This window comes from Pseudomonas sp. PA-6-3C, assembly GCF_021605825.1.
Taxonomy (GTDB): Bacteria; Pseudomonadota; Gammaproteobacteria; order Pseudomonadales; family Pseudomonadaceae; genus Aquipseudomonas; species Aquipseudomonas edaphica.
Genome location: NZ_WKDV01000046.1, coordinates 36,636 through 52,767, shown reverse-complemented (window position 1 = coordinate 52,767; position 16,132 = coordinate 36,636). Strand labels below are relative to the sequence as shown.

The following is a 16,132-nucleotide window of genomic DNA, read 5'->3' as shown; positions in this document are numbered from 1 at the left end:
CCCGTTAACCACGATGGCCGAACGCAGGCTTGAATCCGTGGGTAACCCGGCAGGACGCCGGGTTAGCCGCGCTGGGCCAAGGATGGCCCATCGCGGCGGCCCACGGATTCAAGCCGGAGTGAGGGCATGCCGAGCCTAAGCGAGGCACCGAGTGGTGGGGCGAAGACCTTTTGGTTACTTTTGGCTGGGCCGGCATTCCGGGCGTTTGCCAAAAGTGACCCGCTGTAAGAGCGGAACCAATAGCCGCCGTTACCCAAATAACGGATATACCCCCAACCTACGGCTCCCCCTCCCCAGTCTCAAGCCAGACCCTGCTCAAACTCAACGCGCTCGCCAGTCCCTCCAGATGCACATCCGGCAAACCCCGCAAAAACCAATTATTCAAACGTTGCGGACTAATGCGCAACCACTCGGCAAACGCCGTCGGCGGAATTTCGCACGCTTTGAGCGCCACCCGCAGGCGGTGCCCCGAATGCACAAGACAAGTTGGCTGTGCCGCCTGCCCCTGAAGATGCTTATTGCAGATATTCATGAAGGATCGGCTCCCTGCCGTGCTTTTTCCCAGCAGTGACTATAAACACCGCCCGTGGGATTGGGCAGCTGTTCAAAGAGGCCGAAAAAACACAACGAGAAGACACCTACAATCACCGAGGAAAAAATCCTACACACCAAGCAGTGTTTAAAAGCGGACGCAGAGCGTCCATGGCGGCATTCCCACGCAGAGCGCGGGAACGATCAACTGAGCAACGATCAACTGAGCAACACCACCCCACCCGGCAGCTCAGTACACTTGGCCCCATACGCATCCCGAATCAACAGCGCCACGCCCGCTAATTGCTGCAAACTGAACCGCGCCTGCACCCGCCGCTGCCCCAGTTCCTTGTTAAGCAACACCAACATCCCCGGCCGATAACGATTGATCTCATCCACCACCGTCGCCAATGTCGCGTTGTTAAATACCAGCACCTGTTCACGCCAAGCGACGACCGCCTGCGCATCCACCCCAATCGGCTCGCCCACACCTCCCGCGCCATAAGTCAGTTGCCGGCCACTGTCCAAGCGCACACTGCGCCCGGAAACATCCACCGTCAGCGAACCCTCGATACAGGTCACGCACACATTGCGGTCGGTGTTGCGCACATTGAACCGCGCCTGCGCCGCAGTCACCCAGCCCTCGCCGGCCTGCACCTTGAGCGGTTGCGCCAGCTGTGCAAGCACTTCGACTTCGCCTTCAAGCAACTCAATCCCCTGCCCGACCCGGCTGATACGCGTCTGTGTGTTGAGCTCCAGGCTGACGCCTTGGCTCAACAGCACCTGGCGCTGCTCACCCACCTCGGTGCGATAGTCGGCCCTCAATCCGGCAAACCCGCCCGGCACGCCCACACGCACCATCACCACTGCCGCCGTGGCCGCAATCGCGCCACCCAGGAACGCACGACGCCCAAACTGACGGTGCGGCGCCGACTGTTCGGCGGCCGCGCCCAATTGCCGCCACAACAGCTTGGCCTGCTCGAACGCCTGGGCATGCGCCGGGCTTTGCGCGACCCAGGCCTGCAGCGCCTTGGCATCAGCCACGGTGGCCCGGCCCGAGGTCAGCAACAGCAACCAATCACGGGCTTGTTCGTGCACAGGGTCAGCGGGCGATTGCCGGGTGGAGGGGAAACTGAAAATGTTCAAGCGCGCACATACTCACGGTTTTATCAGGGACTCGACACTAAGACGGTTTTCCGGCCCCGGGACCGAACCGCTGAATCACTTTTCTTTCCAGGCGCTTGGCACAATGGCCCAAAGCAGCCTTGATTTCCTTCTCTACCATGCGCGTGGAAATACCGAAGCGCTGGGAGATTTCCAGGTGCGGCGCTTCTTCCAGGCGCGCAGCGATCAGGATCTTGCGTCGGCGCGCCGGCAGTTCGTACAGGGCTTTGACCAACGACTGGATCTCTTGCTGGCCACCCACCACCCGCGAAGGGTCCTGGGCCTCATCGGCGCTTTGCAGCAACGCCTCGACTTCACTGCCGGTGAGCAAGCGCGCATCCGCCTGGCGGCGGTCGGCGGCGATGTTCAGGGCCATGCGGTACAGGTAGGCGTTGGGTTGTTGCAGGTTCGGCGGCACGTCCATGCGGTCGACCCGCAGGTAGGTTTCGTGCAGCACATCATTGGCCAGGTCCTCCGAGCCCAAGCGTTTGCGCAGGCGCACCTTGAAGTCTTCATAGGAGGCCAGAAACAGACTGACCATCGCACTGTGCCCGGTGTTCTTCATGCGCCCGCGGCTCCCGTCCCTGCTGTGCATTCCATGCGTATTCCTGTTGTGTCGGGCATCAAAAGTAACGTCACCGGCTGGCGCAGCGCGCTGGGTGCCGGGCGTTCGACCCGGGTTGTCCCAAGGCTGCGCACCAGTGCTTCATCGCGTTGTTCATCGCCGGTGGAGCTGACCAGCCGGCTGTGTTCAATCACGCCATCAGCGTTGACCCACACCTGCACCAACGCCCGAAAGCTGCCGGGCCGGGTCAGTGGCGAACGGCACAGGCTGGCTTCGATCGCCTGTTGCAGCGCGGCGGCGTAACTGGTGTTGATGCGTGCCGTATTGCGCGCTGACGCTCCCCGCAGCAAAGGCGCCGGGGTCGGCGGGACTTGCAGGGTGACCGCATCATCACGTGCATAACGCGCCATCAGCCCACTCCCCGTCAGCAGCACCGCCAGCGCCTCCTGCGCAGTGAACCGCCCGCGCACACCGATGGAGCGCCGGCCCCGCGTCAACTCACGGTCGACCAGCACCGCCATCCCGGTGGCGCGGCTGTAGGCATGCAGTGCGTGTTCCAGGTCCTGCGCGGGCAGGTCCAATGTCAGCAGCGATGGCGCGGCGCTGGCGGGCGTTATGCCAACCAACAGCAACAGCAAGGCCAGGGCACCCATGGCGCGCTTCCAGCCTCCCTGTTCACCCCCCACGCGGCATCGCTGCACGGCTGACGTGTCCTTGAAAACCGTCATCCTGAGGCCCGTTTATGAACCTGATGTTACGGTGATAGCAAAAAAAACATCACGGTGACGGCAAGCCCGCTGAACTACACTTCGCAACACTAACGGCCCCTCTGTGCGGGCCTGCCAGGAGGCTCCGATGAAGCGTTACACCCCATTCGCCGGCCTGTTGCTGTGCGTCGCATTGCCACTGGCCGCCCACGCCGAAACCGCTGCCAAAGGCTGCACGGAAGTCACGGTAGATGGGTACAAGGCGCCCGACTATGGCTGCCTGAGCCAGCAAATGGGCAATGACCCGGACGCGGCCAAGGCCGCGCAAAAGAACCGCGAGGCGCAGAACCTCCCGGTACACAAGCGGCCGCCGAACCAGGTGGGGTTGGCCACGCCGGCGGCGACCAGTAACCGCATGGGCAATACGTTCGGGACGTCGGTAAAACCCCAGCGCCCCTGAGCAATCAGGCCAACGCCGCAGCCGCAGGCGGCACAACCACCGGGCTACCGCTGGCAACAAAATCTTCTTTGCGCAACACCACCAGGGCAATCAGCGATACCACACCGGTGGCCACGTAGAAGTACCACGGTGAAGTAATGTCGCCCGTCACTTTGATCAGCCAGGTGGAGATCAGCGGCGCGCTGCCACCAAACACCGCGACCGGCACGTTATAGGCCACGGCAATCCCGGTGGAGCGGATGCGCGTCGGCAGCAACTCACTCATCAGCGCGTAGGTGGATGAGGCGTACAGCCCGAACAGGATCGCCACGGCCATCAACGGCGCGAAGAACGACGCGGGCGTGGCGGTGGGTGCCGATTTGAACAGCCAGAACATCGCCAGCGTGGCCAAAGTGCCGATCACCATCAGAAACGGCTTGCGCCCGTATTTGTCGGTGAAGGCGCCACCAAACGGCATCACGAATGCCGCCGAGAAGCTGGCGACAAACACATAGAGCAAGGTGGTGCCGCTGTCGAACTTGAGGATCTTGGCCATGTAGGTCGAGGCGAAGGTCAGCACCAGGTAAAAGATCGAGCTGTGCAAGGTAATGATGAAGAACACCAGGGCGATGGCGCGTTTCCACTGCCAGACCTCGCGCAGCGGCGCGCGGGAGGTTTGCCCGGCGCGTTGCAGGGCCAGAAACTCCGGGCTGTCTTCGAGCTTGAGGCGGATATACATGGAGATAAACCCCAGCGGCGCCGCGATCAGGAACGGCACGCGCCAGGCCCATTCCTGCATCGTGTCGGCGCCCAGAATCCAGGTCATGCCGTTCGCCACGGCGCCACCCAGCAGCAGGCCGAGCACGGCGGTAACCATCAACCAGCACGTGGCAAAACCGCGGCGGCCGGGGCCGGCGTATTCGGAGATAAAGCTGGTGACGGTGCCGATCTCGCCGCCCGCCGAAAAGCCCTGCACGCAGCGCACCAGAATCAGCAGGATCGGCGCGGCGATACCAAGGGTCGCATAAGTGGGCAACAGGCCCAGCATTACAGTGGAGCCGGTCATCATCACCAGCGCCATGATCAGGGTTTTGCGCCGGCCGATCTTGTCCGCCAGCGGGCCGAAGAACAGCCCGCCCAACGGCCGGATAAAGAAGCTCAGGGCAAACGCCGCGAAACTGGCGAGCAGGCTGGTGGTGGGGTCGTCGGAGACGAAAAACGCCTGGCCGATGTACACGGCGAGAAAGCCGTAGACGCCATAGTCGTACCACTCGATCAAGTGGCCGGAGGTGGCACCGAGGAATGCACGGCGGCGCTTGCGCTGCGTGTCTTGCGCTGTATTGCCCATCGAAGGGACTCCTTGTCGGTTGTTCTGTCCATGAAAAGCTAGGAAAGCGCGGCGATACTCGCTGCTTTCAACCACTGCCGCAAGTCGGTCTTGAGGGTTTTGCCGTAGCTGTTCTTCGGCAAATCGGCCCTGAACACATACTTTTTGGGTTTCTTGAATGACGCCATGCGCTGCAGAAACCACGCGGTGAGTTCGGCCTCGTCCAGCGCCTGCCCGCTGCGTGTAACCACGAAGGCCACCACTGACTCGCCCCATTGCGCGTCCGGCTCACCCACCACACACACCTCGGACACGTCGGGATGCTGCACCAGCACTTCCTCGACTTCACGCGGGTACACATTGCTGCCGCCAGTGATGATTACGTCTTTGGAGCGATCGGTGAGGGTCAAGAAGCCGGCCAGGTCGAGAAAGCCGATGTCGCCGGTGAGCAACCAGCCATCCACCAGGGTTTGCGCGGTGGCCTGCGGGTTGCGCCAATAACCTTGCATCACCGTGGCACCGCGCACGGCGATCTCACCGCGCTCGCCGGTCGGCAGCGGTTGGTGCCGGGCATCCAGAATACGGATTTCGACACAGGCTTGCGCATGGCCAACAGACGCCGCCAAGGTTAACCAGCCTGGGCGCTGGCGGTCCGCGATCACAGCGCGAGGCAATACGCTGATGGTCATCGGGCTTTCACCCTGGCCGTAGATCTGCACCAAGCGCGCGCCGAAGGTGTCGAACGCCTCGCACAGGTCGGCCAGGTACATCGGCCCGCCTCCGTAGACGATGGTCTTGATGCCGTCGCCGCCATAACCCTGGCGCCGCGCCTGTTCGACCATGCGCTTGACCATGGTCGGCGCGGCGAACAGCGATACATTGCCCAGCTCCGTAGCCAGGCCAAATAACTCGCCGGCATCAAAACCACCGGAAGCCGGCACCACATGCCGGGCGCCGCAGCGCACATGGATGAAGTTGTACAGCCCCGCACCGTGGGACATCGGCGCGGCATACACGGCTGCGTCGTCGGCACTCACCGGGTCGACATCCGTGGGGTAACACAGCGACATGGCGACCAGGTTGCCGTGGGACAACATCACGCCCTTGGAGCGCCCGGTGGTGCCGGAGGTGTAGAACAGCCAGGCCAGGTCCTGATCCTGGCGCGGCACCGGCTGCTCCAGGGTCGGCCAGCCGCGGGTCGGCGGCAGTGTGTGAGCGTCCAGTTCCTTGCAGCGCGCAGGCAAGTCCCGGGATGACGCGAAGACCCGGCCGCCGTCGGTAAAGATCAAGCGGGCCTCGGCATGGGTAGCAATCCACGCAGCTTCTGCCGGGTGCAGTTTGGCGTTGATCGGCACCACCACGCCACCCAGCCACCAGACGGCGTAGAGCACTTCCAGGTAGTCGCAGCTGTTCTTCATCAGCAGCGCTACCGCATCGCCCGGCACCAGGCCATATTGATCGACCAGTTGCGCAGCGCGTTGACGGACATGGGCGGTGAAGGTCGCGTAGTCGGCGACTTGCCGCGTGCCCTCAAACAACGCCGGGCGTAGCGGATCGCGGCGCTGGGTGTCGTGCAGCCAGTTGGCAATGTTCATGGTTCAGCTCCGACGCGCGTGCAGAACCGAGGCATAGTTGGCCACGGCCATCCCGCCCATATTGAACACCAGGCCGAATTCGGGGTTGGGTACCGCCAGGCCGATCGGCTCGCCGGTCAACTGGCGAAACGCCAGGGCATGCATCGACACACCGGTGGCGCCCACCGGATGCCCCTTGGCCTTGAGCCCGCCGGACAGGTTCACCGGCAACCGCCCGCCCGCGCGCACCACACCGCTGTCGAGCACACGGTGCCCCTCACCTTTGGGCGCCAGGCCCATGGCCTCGTAGATCAGCAGCTCAGCGATGGTGAAGCAGTCATGCACCTCGGCGAAGCTCAGGTCGGCCAGGGTGATATTCGCCCCGCGCAACGCCGTATGGATCGCGCGTTGCGGGCCTTCAAAGGCGAGGATGTCGCGCTGGGCAATCGGCAGGCAATCGTTGACCTGGGTCAGTGTACGAATCTGCACATCACGGCGGAACGCCCGCGCGCGCTTGGGCGAGGCCAGGATGATCGCGGCGGCGCCGTCGCTGATCAGCGAGCAGTCGGTAAGGCGCAGCGAATCGGCCACAAACGGGTTGCTCTTGGACACGTTGTTGCAGTGCTCGAAATCCATCACCCGGTGCATCTGTGCCAGCGGGTTGGCCATGGCGTTGGAGTGGTTCTTGGTGGCGATGGCCGCCATCGAGCCCAACGGGCAGTGGTAGCGCTCGGCATACTGGCGCGCCGCACGGCCGAACAGCTGCGGGAAACTCAAGCCCGCTTCGGCCGGGTCGTTCTGATAACCGGCACCGGCCAAGGCCTGGGTCACCTCGGCGGTGGTGGTGTGGGTCATTTTTTCCGCGCCCACCACCAATACCAGCTCGGCGCTGCCGGACAGGATCGCCTGGACCCCGGCCAGGATTGCCGCCGAGCCGGACGCGCAGGCGTTTTCACAGCGGGTCGCCGGTTTGAAGCGCAGCCCAGGGTCGGCCTGCAGCAGCAGCGAGGCCGGGAACCCGTCGGGCACCAACCCGGAGTTGAAGTGGCCAAGGAACAACGCGTCGATCTCGCTCGCGTCAATCGCCGCGTCCTTCAGGGCTTCGCGGGTGACCTGTACGATCAGATCCTCCAGGCTGGTGCCTTCAAGGCGACCAAAACGTGAATGACCGGCAGCAACAATGGAGACGCAATCAGCTGGCATAATCAATTTCTTCTATTTTTGGCGCGGACATTTACCTACAATGACCCACCGTTGGGCGCGCGCCAATTCGTGCAACTACTTACATGGCTAAGTAGCCCCAGTTGAGAAAAGCGACGAGGCAGGATGCCCAATGAACGCGTTTGCACAGCAGTTCCACGACATAGAACGCCTGGCGTTCCAGCTCTCCCCCGCGCCGCAACTGGTCACCCGCAACCGCGTAATGGTCGACTGTAATGAGGCTTTCCTGCAGTTGTTCGGCTATTCGCGCGACGCATTGGTCAACCAGCTGACGCTGCTGATCTACCCTTCCCAGGCTGACTACCACGCCATTGGCAAGCGCAGCCATGAATGGCTGCTGGAAAGCGAAAACGGCTTTTACTCCGACGAACGTTTCATGCAGCACCACAACGGCGAAGTGTTCTGGGCCAGGTCTCACGGCTACACCCTTACGCCCAAAGACCCGTTCAAGCTGATGATCTGGCACTTCGAACGCCTGGACCGCACCCACCAGGGCACCGGCGACCTCACGCCACGGGAGCGGGAAATCGCCATGCACATCGTCAATGGCCTCAAGTCCAAGGAAATCGCCTTGCGCCTGGCGATCTCCCACCGCACGGTGGAGGTGCACCGGGCGCGCTTGATGAGAAAGTTGCAGGCCAAGACGGTGGTGGAATTGGTGTCGAAAATTATTATGGTGGCCTGACGGAGGTAGATTTTTGTCGGGTTGCGATATCACTCGAAGCTACAGCAGTGCTGCGCGCTGAAAAACGCACCTGTCATGCCCTGTGACTTTCCCGCCTCAAGTGTTCCATCGAGCACGCCCGTACAATTCGCATCCGTGCCGGCCGCCTAAGCTCCTGACTTTCCAAAAACGGCTGGAGAGCAGGCATGGGTAGAAACTCGAATACGGTAAGCCTGGCATTGACGCTGTTGGTCGGGGCCATGATGAACAGCGCTTTTGCGGCAACGCCGAGCGTGGCAGTGGCACCGCAATACGACACCAGCCACGTCTACGTGGCACCCGCTGATGTGGACCGCTTTGCCACGAGCTTCCTCGCGACCTTCGGTGGCAAAAGTACCCCACAAGTGGTGGTGAACGTACTGCCAGTGCCAAGCAGTACCACCTCGCAATTGCTGCAGACGCCAGTCGGTACGGTGTCACTGTTCGGCTTCAGCACCCCCATACCGCATCCGTTTGGCCAGGAGCGCAACGGTTATCTGGTCAAGGACATGGACGAGGCCCTAAAGGCCGCGCGGGAAAATGGTGCGGCCGTGATTGTCAGTGACTTTCCCGACCCTATCGGCCGCGATGCCGTGGTGCAGTGGCCAGGCGGTGTGAACATGCAGCTCTACTGGCACACCCAGGCGCCGAACTACGCAGGGTTCCAGACGGTGCCGGAAAACCGCGTATACCTGCCAGCCGAGCGGGCCGAGGCGTTTATCAACGCTTTCCTCGGTTTTTCCCATGGCAAGGTCCTGGCTGACGACAAACACGCGCCGGGTATCGATATCGGCCAGGGCGGCCTCTACCGGCGTGTCGACCTGCAATCGCCGTTCGGACGCATGGCCGTACTGGTGACCAATGGCCAACTGCCCTACCCGTTCGGCCATGAGACCACCGGTTACCAAGTCGACGACCTGACGGCTACCCTGGCCAAAGCCACAGGCTCTGGCGCCACTGTGCTGGTACCGGCGTTCGCGAGCAAAGGGCGGCGCAGCGCAATGGTCGAATTTCCCGGTGGATACGTCGCGGAAATTCACCAGCTCAGCGCGACAAAATGAATCGTCATACCCCCTGGGGCTTGGCCGTGCTGTGGCCGCTGCTCACCGCCAGCGCCCACGCAGAGGAGCAAGCCACCCGACCGGTACTCAAAACCAACCGCTGGCAGGAAAACTGGTCGGTGCTGCAAGACCCGGTGCTGCGCACGCAACCGCTGGACAACTTGAAGTACATCCCGCTGTCAAGCGCCAACCCGTTGACGTACCTGTCGTTGGGCGCGAGCTTGCGCGAACGTTTCGAGATGAACGATGCCAGTGGCTTCGGCGTGCGCGATGTGAAGCGTGATCGCTACCTGATCCAGCGCTTTGAGATCCACGCGGACCTGCACCTGGACGAAAACTGGCGGGTGTTCACCCAACTCGAAGATGCTCGGGCGTACGACAAAACCACAGTGGGTGGTGCCGATCAAAACCGTGTCGACTTGCGGCTGGCCTTTGCCGAGTACGTGAACACCTTCAGCAGCGGGACGTTCAAGGGCCGTATCGGCCGCCAGGACTTCGCCTTCGACTTGCAGCGTTTTATCTCGTCGCGGGATGGGCCGAATGTGCGCCAGTCGTTCGACGCGCTCTGGGCCGACTGGGAAACCCCCCATTGGCGTTTTATCGCGATCGCCAGCCAGCCGGTGCAGTATCAGGACGAGAGACACTTCGACGACCGCTCCAACAGCGACGCTCGCTTTCACCTGCTGCGGGTCGAGCGACTGGTGGGCGGCAGCAATGAGTTGTCGGCCTACTACGGCGTGTATGAACGCAGCGCTGCGCATTACCTGGACGCCGACGGCGAGGAAACCCGCCAGCTGTTCGACGCCCGCCTGGGCGGTGTGGCCCGGGGCTTCGATTGGGACATCGAGGCGATGCTGCAAAGGGGGTCGGTGGGGAGCAAGTCGATTCGGGCGTGGGCCGCTGGCAGCCGTACGGGCTACACGCTTGACGGCCTGGCATGGAAACCACGGCTCGGCGTGCAACTGGATATCGCCTCCGGCGACCGCAAAGCGGGTGACGCTACCGTCGGCACGTTCAACCCGCTGTTTCCCAACGGCTACTATTTTTCACTGGCCGGCTATACGGGCTACAGCAACCTGATCCACGTCAAACCGTCGATCACCGTCAAGCCCATTGCCAAACTGAGCGTACAGACTGCCATCGGCCTGCTCTGGCGACAGACCACCGAAGACGCGGTCTATACCCAACCGAACTTGCCCGTGGCCGGCACTGCAGGCAAAGGTGAACGCTGGACCGGCGCCTACACTCAGCTGCGCACCGACTATGACTTCACACCGAACCTTACCGGCGCGGTCGAAGCCGTGCATTACGCGGTGGGCCGCACCCTGCGCGAGGCCGGTGGTGACGACAGCAATTACCTGGGAGTCGAGCTCAAATTCAGTTGGTAAACCCAAGCAAGCACAGGTGTACAAGCCCTTCGACACGTGCAGGGCAATAGTAACTCGCAGTCATCCCCCTCAATCAAGGAGTTATGCATGAGCACATTCGTTGCCAAAGATGGTACCCAGATCTACTTCAAGGACTGGGGCAGCGGTAAACCTGTATTGTTCAGCCACGGCTGGCCGCTGGATGCGGATATGTGGGAATACCAGATGGAATACCTGAGCAGCCGCGGCTTTCGCACCATCGCTTTCGACCGCCGTGGTTTTGGCCGGTCCGACCAACCATGGACCGGCAATGACTACGACACCTTCGCCGACGACATTGCCCAGTTGATTGAACACCTGGACCTCACCGACGTGACCCTGGTGGGCTTCTCCATGGGCGGCGGCGACGTCGCTCGCTACATCGCCCGCCATGGCAACGCACGCGTAGCCGGCCTGGTATTGCTGGGTGCCGTGACGCCGATCTTTGGTCAGAAAGCGGACTACCCGCAAGGTGTGCCCGCCGATGTATTTGACGGTATCAAGGCCGGGCTACTCAAGGACCGCGCGCAATTTATCAGCGATTTCAATACCCCGTTCTTTGGCATCAACCAGGGGCAGAAGGTCTCGCCAGGCGTGCTCACCCAGACCTTGCAGATCGCCTTGCTGGCATCGCTAAAATCGACGGTTGATTGTGTCACGGCATTCTCCGAAACCGACTTTCGCCCGGACATGGCCAAGGTCGATGTGCCGACCCTGGTGATCCACGGTGATGGCGACCAGATCGTGCCGTTCGAGACCACCGGCAAAGTGGCGGCACAGATGATAAAAGGCGCGCAATTGAAGGTGTACAAGGATGCGCCGCATGGTTTTGCCGCCACTCACACCCAGCAGTTGAACGAAGACCTGCTGGCCTTCCTCAACCGCTGAAACAACGGCGTCACCCTCTCCTTTCTTTGGCCGGGCTTGCCCGGCCTTTTTTCGTTCAGGCTCAACCGTGATCAAGTGCCAGGCGACCGGGCCCCGCGATCAGAATGCTGGAAAACAGGATCAACAGCAGCCATCCAAACTGCCCTTCAAACAGCGACCACTGCGGGTGCACTACCAGCAAAGCCACCAGCAGCACTGCAAGGATCGGCAAACAGGCCAGGCGCACCCAGACCCCGGCGATAATCAACAACGGGCAGACGACTTCTGCGCCAATCGCCAGGCATAACGTGACATTGGCACCCAGGTGGAACGGGTCTTCGATCAGCGTCAATTGTTGGCTGTAGTGGAGCAGTTTGGGCAGCCCATGTACCCACAGCAAGAACAGCGATGCACTCACTCGCAGAAACAGCAGCCCAAGCGCCTGACTTTTTGATTCATTCATCTGCAACGTCCATAAAAGAAACCGACGTCGATTGTGTCCGCAGAGCCGCGCCCGAGCTTGCAAGCCTGTGCTGACCTTATGGCAAAGAGCCAGCTATGCTGGGCGCCACACAAACTACCCCGGTTGAATCAACCACCCCAGGCTGCGGTCCCACTTCATACGCTCATCGCTACAGGAATCGTAAACATGACTCTGCCCCACGACATGACCCAGATTGAAATCACCACCTTCGGCGGCCCCGAGGTTCTCCAGCCCCGTCAGGTTGCAGTGCCCTCACCCGGCCCCGGCGAAATTCTGATCCGCGTGCATGCCGCCGGGGTCAACCGTCCTGATGCCCTGCAACGCGCCGGCAAGTACCCGATGAAGCCCGGCATGAGCCCGATACCGGGCCTGGAAGTGGCCGGCGAAGTGGTTGCGCTGGGCGATGGCGTCAGTGAATACAGCCTGGGTGACAAGGTCTGTGCCCTGACCAATGGTGGCGGCTATGCACAGTTCTGCGCCGTACCCGCCAGCCAGGCCCTGCCGGTGCCTGAAGGCATGGATTGGATTCAAGCCGCTGCCGTGCCAGAAACCTTTTTCACTGTCTGGGCCAACCTGTTCGGCCTGGGTGGCGCGCACACAGGCCAACGCGCCTTGATCCACGGCGGCACCAGCGGCATCGGCACCACCGCGCTGATGCTCTGCCAGGAGTTCGGCATCCAGGCGTTCGCCACCGCCGGCAGCGCCGACAAATGCGCGGCAATTGCCAAACTGGGCGCCGAGCCGATCAATTACCGCGAGCAGGACTTTGCCGAGGTCATCGCCAAGAAGACCGGCGACCAGGGCGTCGACGTGATCCTCGACATCATGGGAGCCTCCTACCTGAACAACAACCTCAAGGCCCTGGGCATGGACGGGCACTTGGTGATGCTGGGCTTCCTCGGCGGCGGCAAAGCCAATGACGTCGACCTGCTGACGATCCTCGGCAAACGCGCAGTCATCACCGGTTCCTTGTTGCGCGCTCGCACCAAGGACGAGAAAGCCGCAATCGCTGAGCAGCTGCGCGAATACATATGGCCGGTGCTGTCCGCCGGGCGCTGCCTGCCGATCATCGACAAGGTGTACGCATACACCGACGCCGCCCAGGCCCATGCGCGGATGGAAGGCGGGGATCATATTGGCAAGATCGTGTTGCAAGTGAAGTAATCGAGCCCCGGCGAGGCGGCGGCACAGGCGACATACAAGTTGCCTGACCCACCGCTTTCGCAGCCTCGCTAAAGCTCGACAGCTCCCACAGGGAATCGGCTGTGTTGCTGGGGGTTCGGTTTGCAGGGCCATCGCATCGAACGCAGATTCACCCAGCGACAAAGCTCAAATGTGGGAGCTGTCGAGCCCCAGCGAGGCTGCGAAGACGGCGGCACTGGCGAAACATAAACCACCTGAACCACCGCCATCGCAGCGGCTTGGCGCACTTACCCGGCGTACACCGGGTAATCGGTATAGCCCAGCTCAGAGCCGCCATACATGCCCTCAGCCCGCAGCGGGTTCAATGGCCAGCCGTTGAAAAGCCGCTGTGGCAAGTCCGGGTTGGCGATGAACGGGCGACCGAATGCGATCAGGTCTGCCAGCCCCGCCTCCAGCAGCTTTGCACCGCGCTCAGCGGTGTAGCGCCCGGCGTAGATGATGCGCCCGCTGAAGGTGCTGCGCACCGCCTGGCGGAAGGTTTCCGGCAGGTCAGGCGCGTTGTCCCAGTCGGCTTCGGCGATGGACACATAGGCAATGCCGGACGCCTCCAGCACCTTGATCGCCTCGATATAGGTGTGATGCGGGTCTTCCTCCACCAGGCCGATGTACACGCGGTCCTGATTAGTGCCGCTGAACAACGGCGAAAAACGCACACCAAGGCGCTCAGGCCCAACCACGGCCGTCACTGCTTCAACGATTTCGCGCAAAAAGCGCAGGCGATTGTGCAACGAGCCGCCGTATTCGTCGTCGCGCTGGTTGGCGTGAGCCGAAATGAACTGGTTGACCAGGTAACCATTGGCAGCATGGATTTCCACGCCATCGAACCCGGCGTCCAAGGCATTGCGCGCAGCCTGTGCGTAATGCCCAACCAACTCCTCAATCTCCAGCACACTCAATGCACGCGGCACCGGCGGCTGTTTCAATTCGCCCACGCCGGGGCCGGTTTCGATAAAGGCTTTCGCCTGCTCCGCCCTCAATGCAGAGGGCGCGACCGGTGCCAACCCTTCTGGCTGCAGGGCGTTATGGGACACACGGCCAACATGCCAGAGCTGGGCGAAAATCACCCCGCCATCGGCATGCACCGCCTCGGTGACTTTGCGCCAGCCGTCGATCTGCGCGGGCGTGTAGATACCCGGCGTCCACGCATAGCCCTGGCCGCGAGGTTCGATCTGTGTGCCTTCACTGACCATGAACCCGGCGCTGGCGCGCTGGCGGTAATATTCGGCCATCAGGTCGGTGGCGATATTACCCGGTTGCGCACTGCGTTGACGGGTCAAGGGCGGCAGCACAACCCGGTTATTGAGGCTGTGATGCCCCAGCTTTACCGGGGTATTTAAAACACGCATGGTCATGAGTAAAAGTCCAAATTCAGGGCGAACAAAAGCATTGGCGGCTCTTGAGAGCCGCCAATGCCTACAACGGTTAGTTAATTTAAGCGGTGAGTTTCAGCAGGGCCTTGGCCACATCGCTGGAGCTGGCAGGGTTCTGCCCGGTCACCAGCAAACCATCTTCAAGCACAAAGGATTGCCAGTCGGCGCCCTTCTCATACAGGCCACCGAGCGCCTTGAAATCATCTTCAATCAAAAACGGCACCACATCGGTCAGGCCCACGGCGGCTTCTTCGGAATTGGAGAAGCCCGTCACACGACGGCCCTTCACCAACGGCTCGCCGTTGACCGCCTTGACGTGACGCAGCGCGCCCGGCGCATGGCAGACAAACCCGATCGGCTTACCGGCGCGCTCAAAGGCTTCGATCAGCGCGATCGACGCTTGCGATTCGGCCAGGTCCCACAATGGCCCATGACCACCTGGGTAAAACACCGTGTCGAAGTCGGCAGCATTCACCGAGTCCAGCTTGACCGTGTTGGCCAGGGCCTGCTGCGCGGCCGAATCGGCGGCAAAGCGGCGGGTATCGTCGGTTTGCGCATCCGGCTGGTCACTGACCGGGTCCAGCGGTGGCTGACCACCGGCCGGCGATGCCAGCACCAGTTCGGCACCGGCGTCCTTGAAGGTGTAATACGGAGCGGCAAATTCTTCGAGCCAGAAGCCGGTTTTACGACCGGTATCGCCCAGCTGGTCGTGAGAGGTCAGTACCATTAATACTTTCATTTTCCAGTGCCTCGATCGATGGGTTGCAGTAGATGTTGTGTGAGTAGCAGCGCCTCATCAAACGGCGCGGATGTTCGGGTGATCTTGCTCATGACGCTGGTCCCCAACCACAACGCATACAGGCGCCGGGCCAGGCTTTCGGGGTGTAGCTGTGCCTGCAGCGAGCCGTCTTCAATGCCGTGCTGCAAGGCCTGGGCAAGCAATTCAATGGTGCGTGCAGTGCCGCGCTGCAGGGCCAGACGCATCGGCTCTGAAAGGTCTGACACCTCGGCACCGAGTTTGACGGCAAGGCATTTGCCCGTGTCGGTGCAGCCGGTCTGGTTGTCGACCCAGGATTGCCAATAGCGCATCAACTTGGCAAAGCCTGACAGCTCAGGCTGATTGAACAACTGCTGCATGCCGTTGACGTAGTGGTCGAAGTAACTGTCGAGCAACACCACGCCGAACGCATCCTTGGAGTTGAAGTAGTGATAGAACGAGCCTTTGGGTACTTCGGCGGCTTGCAGTATTTCGTTCAAGCCCACCGCAGAAAATCCTTTACGGCCGACAATCACTTGCGCCGTGTCCAGAATGACCTGCCGAGTACTTTTAGCTTGGTTGTTCATCACGCTTCCCGTCCGATTAGACCAGTCGTCTAGTTCGTTGAGGGGATGTTAGGCGCCACGCAAACCTTCAACAATGTCAGATGCGCAAGGATTCCGGACATGCCACAAAGCCGGTTGCCGTTTACCTGGCACGCGCCGACAATCACCCCTCCCGAGCCCTTGGCCC

The 16,132-nt window shown here is 61.7% G+C and carries 16 protein-coding genes; 6 read left to right on the top strand and 10 right to left on the bottom strand.

Translation table 11 applies throughout. The features are described 5' to 3' along the window. Positions 1 to 750: 750 nt before the first annotated feature. From GIW48_RS24995 to GIW48_RS24985, 3 genes are read right to left on the bottom strand one after another with little or no spacing between them, the layout of a single operon-like run. Positions 751 to 1,677 (bottom strand): FecR family protein, encoded by a 927-nt coding sequence (locus tag GIW48_RS24995; RefSeq protein ID WP_236462222.1) that lies wholly within the window; start codon positions 1,675 to 1,677, stop codon positions 751 to 753. Between the two features lie 37 nt (positions 1,678 to 1,714). Then, complete coding sequence (locus tag GIW48_RS24990) at positions 1,715 to 2,260, bottom strand: RNA polymerase sigma factor (protein WP_017134603.1); 546 nt, start codon at positions 2,258 to 2,260, stop codon at positions 1,715 to 1,717. Then, positions 2,257 to 2,913 (bottom strand): secretin and TonB N-terminal domain-containing protein, encoded by a 657-nt coding sequence (locus GIW48_RS24985; RefSeq protein ID WP_017134602.1) that lies wholly within the window; start codon positions 2,911 to 2,913, stop codon positions 2,257 to 2,259. The genes GIW48_RS24990 and GIW48_RS24985 overlap by 4 nt, the downstream gene beginning before the upstream one ends. Before the next feature lie 202 nt (positions 2,914 to 3,115). On the opposite strand from GIW48_RS24985, the gene GIW48_RS24980 reads away from it, so the two are divergent. Beyond that, entirely contained in the window at positions 3,116 to 3,427 is a 312-nt protein-coding gene (locus GIW48_RS24980) for a hypothetical protein (protein WP_017134601.1), read from the top strand. 4 nt (positions 3,428 to 3,431) lie between these two features. Here the strand turns inward: GIW48_RS24980 and GIW48_RS24975 are convergent, their stop codons facing one another. The 3 genes from GIW48_RS24975 to GIW48_RS24965 are packed head-to-tail and all read right to left on the bottom strand — an operon-like array spanning position 3,432 to position 7,510. Next, a complete protein-coding gene (locus GIW48_RS24975; RefSeq protein WP_099549187.1) occupies positions 3,432 to 4,754 on the bottom strand; it encodes an MFS transporter in 1,323 nt (440 codons plus the stop codon). Between the two features lie 38 nt (positions 4,755 to 4,792). After that, complete coding sequence (locus tag GIW48_RS24970) at positions 4,793 to 6,328, bottom strand: class I adenylate-forming enzyme family protein (protein ID WP_236462219.1); 1,536 nt, start codon at positions 6,326 to 6,328, stop codon at positions 4,793 to 4,795. 3 nt (positions 6,329 to 6,331) lie between these two features. Beyond that, the gene (locus GIW48_RS24965) at positions 6,332 to 7,510 is read right to left on the bottom strand and encodes an acetyl-CoA acetyltransferase (RefSeq protein WP_186618361.1); all 1,179 of its coding nucleotides are present in this window, start codon (positions 7,508 to 7,510) and stop codon (positions 6,332 to 6,334) included. Positions 7,511 to 7,640: 130 nt separating this feature from the next. Here GIW48_RS24965 and GIW48_RS24960 point away from each other — a divergent pair, with 130 nt between their 5' ends. The 4 genes from GIW48_RS24960 to GIW48_RS24945 all read left to right on the top strand — a co-directional run bounded on the left by GIW48_RS24960 (position 7,641) and on the right by GIW48_RS24945 (position 11,586). Then, positions 7,641 to 8,213, top strand: coding sequence for a LuxR C-terminal-related transcriptional regulator (locus GIW48_RS24960; protein WP_138453870.1), 573 nt, complete (start codon positions 7,641 to 7,643; stop codon positions 8,211 to 8,213). Positions 8,214 to 8,398: 185 nt separating this feature from the next. Further along, a complete protein-coding gene (locus GIW48_RS24955; RefSeq protein ID WP_236462216.1) occupies positions 8,399 to 9,292 on the top strand; it encodes a VOC family protein in 894 nt (297 codons plus the stop codon). After that, positions 9,289 to 10,680 (top strand): alginate export family protein, encoded by a 1,392-nt coding sequence (locus GIW48_RS24950; protein WP_236462213.1) that lies wholly within the window; start codon positions 9,289 to 9,291, stop codon positions 10,678 to 10,680. The genes GIW48_RS24955 and GIW48_RS24950 overlap by 4 nt, the downstream gene beginning before the upstream one ends. An 87-nt stretch (positions 10,681 to 10,767) precedes the next feature. Continuing rightward, complete coding sequence (locus GIW48_RS24945; protein WP_170040793.1) at positions 10,768 to 11,586, top strand: alpha/beta fold hydrolase; 819 nt, start codon at positions 10,768 to 10,770, stop codon at positions 11,584 to 11,586. 61 nt (positions 11,587 to 11,647) lie between these two features. Here the strand turns inward: GIW48_RS24945 and GIW48_RS24940 are convergent, their stop codons facing one another. Next, the gene (locus GIW48_RS24940; protein WP_170040794.1) at positions 11,648 to 12,028 is read right to left on the bottom strand and encodes a DoxX family protein; all 381 of its coding nucleotides are present in this window, start codon (positions 12,026 to 12,028) and stop codon (positions 11,648 to 11,650) included. A 186-nt stretch (positions 12,029 to 12,214) separates the two neighbouring features. Between GIW48_RS24940 and GIW48_RS24935 the strand changes: the two genes are divergently transcribed. Continuing rightward, a complete protein-coding gene (locus GIW48_RS24935) occupies positions 12,215 to 13,213 on the top strand; it encodes an NAD(P)H-quinone oxidoreductase (RefSeq protein WP_099549182.1) in 999 nt (332 codons plus the stop codon). A 266-nt stretch (positions 13,214 to 13,479) separates the two neighbouring features. On the opposite strand, the gene GIW48_RS24930 is transcribed toward GIW48_RS24935, so the two are convergent. The 3 genes from GIW48_RS24930 to GIW48_RS24920 all read right to left on the bottom strand — a co-directional run bounded on the left by GIW48_RS24930 (position 13,480) and on the right by GIW48_RS24920 (position 15,966). Further along, positions 13,480 to 14,604, bottom strand: coding sequence for an alkene reductase (locus GIW48_RS24930; protein ID WP_236462210.1), 1,125 nt, complete (start codon positions 14,602 to 14,604; stop codon positions 13,480 to 13,482). Positions 14,605 to 14,683: 79 nt separating this feature from the next. Then, positions 14,684 to 15,361, bottom strand: a complete 678-nt coding sequence (locus tag GIW48_RS24925; RefSeq protein WP_236462206.1) for a type 1 glutamine amidotransferase domain-containing protein — start codon at positions 15,359 to 15,361, stop codon at positions 14,684 to 14,686. Beyond that, positions 15,358 to 15,966: a TetR/AcrR family transcriptional regulator gene (locus GIW48_RS24920; RefSeq protein WP_170040797.1), complete on the bottom strand. Its 609-nt coding sequence runs from the start codon at positions 15,964 to 15,966 to the stop codon at positions 15,358 to 15,360. The genes GIW48_RS24925 and GIW48_RS24920 overlap by 4 nt, the downstream gene beginning before the upstream one ends. Between the last annotated feature and the right edge of the window lie 166 nt (positions 15,967 to 16,132).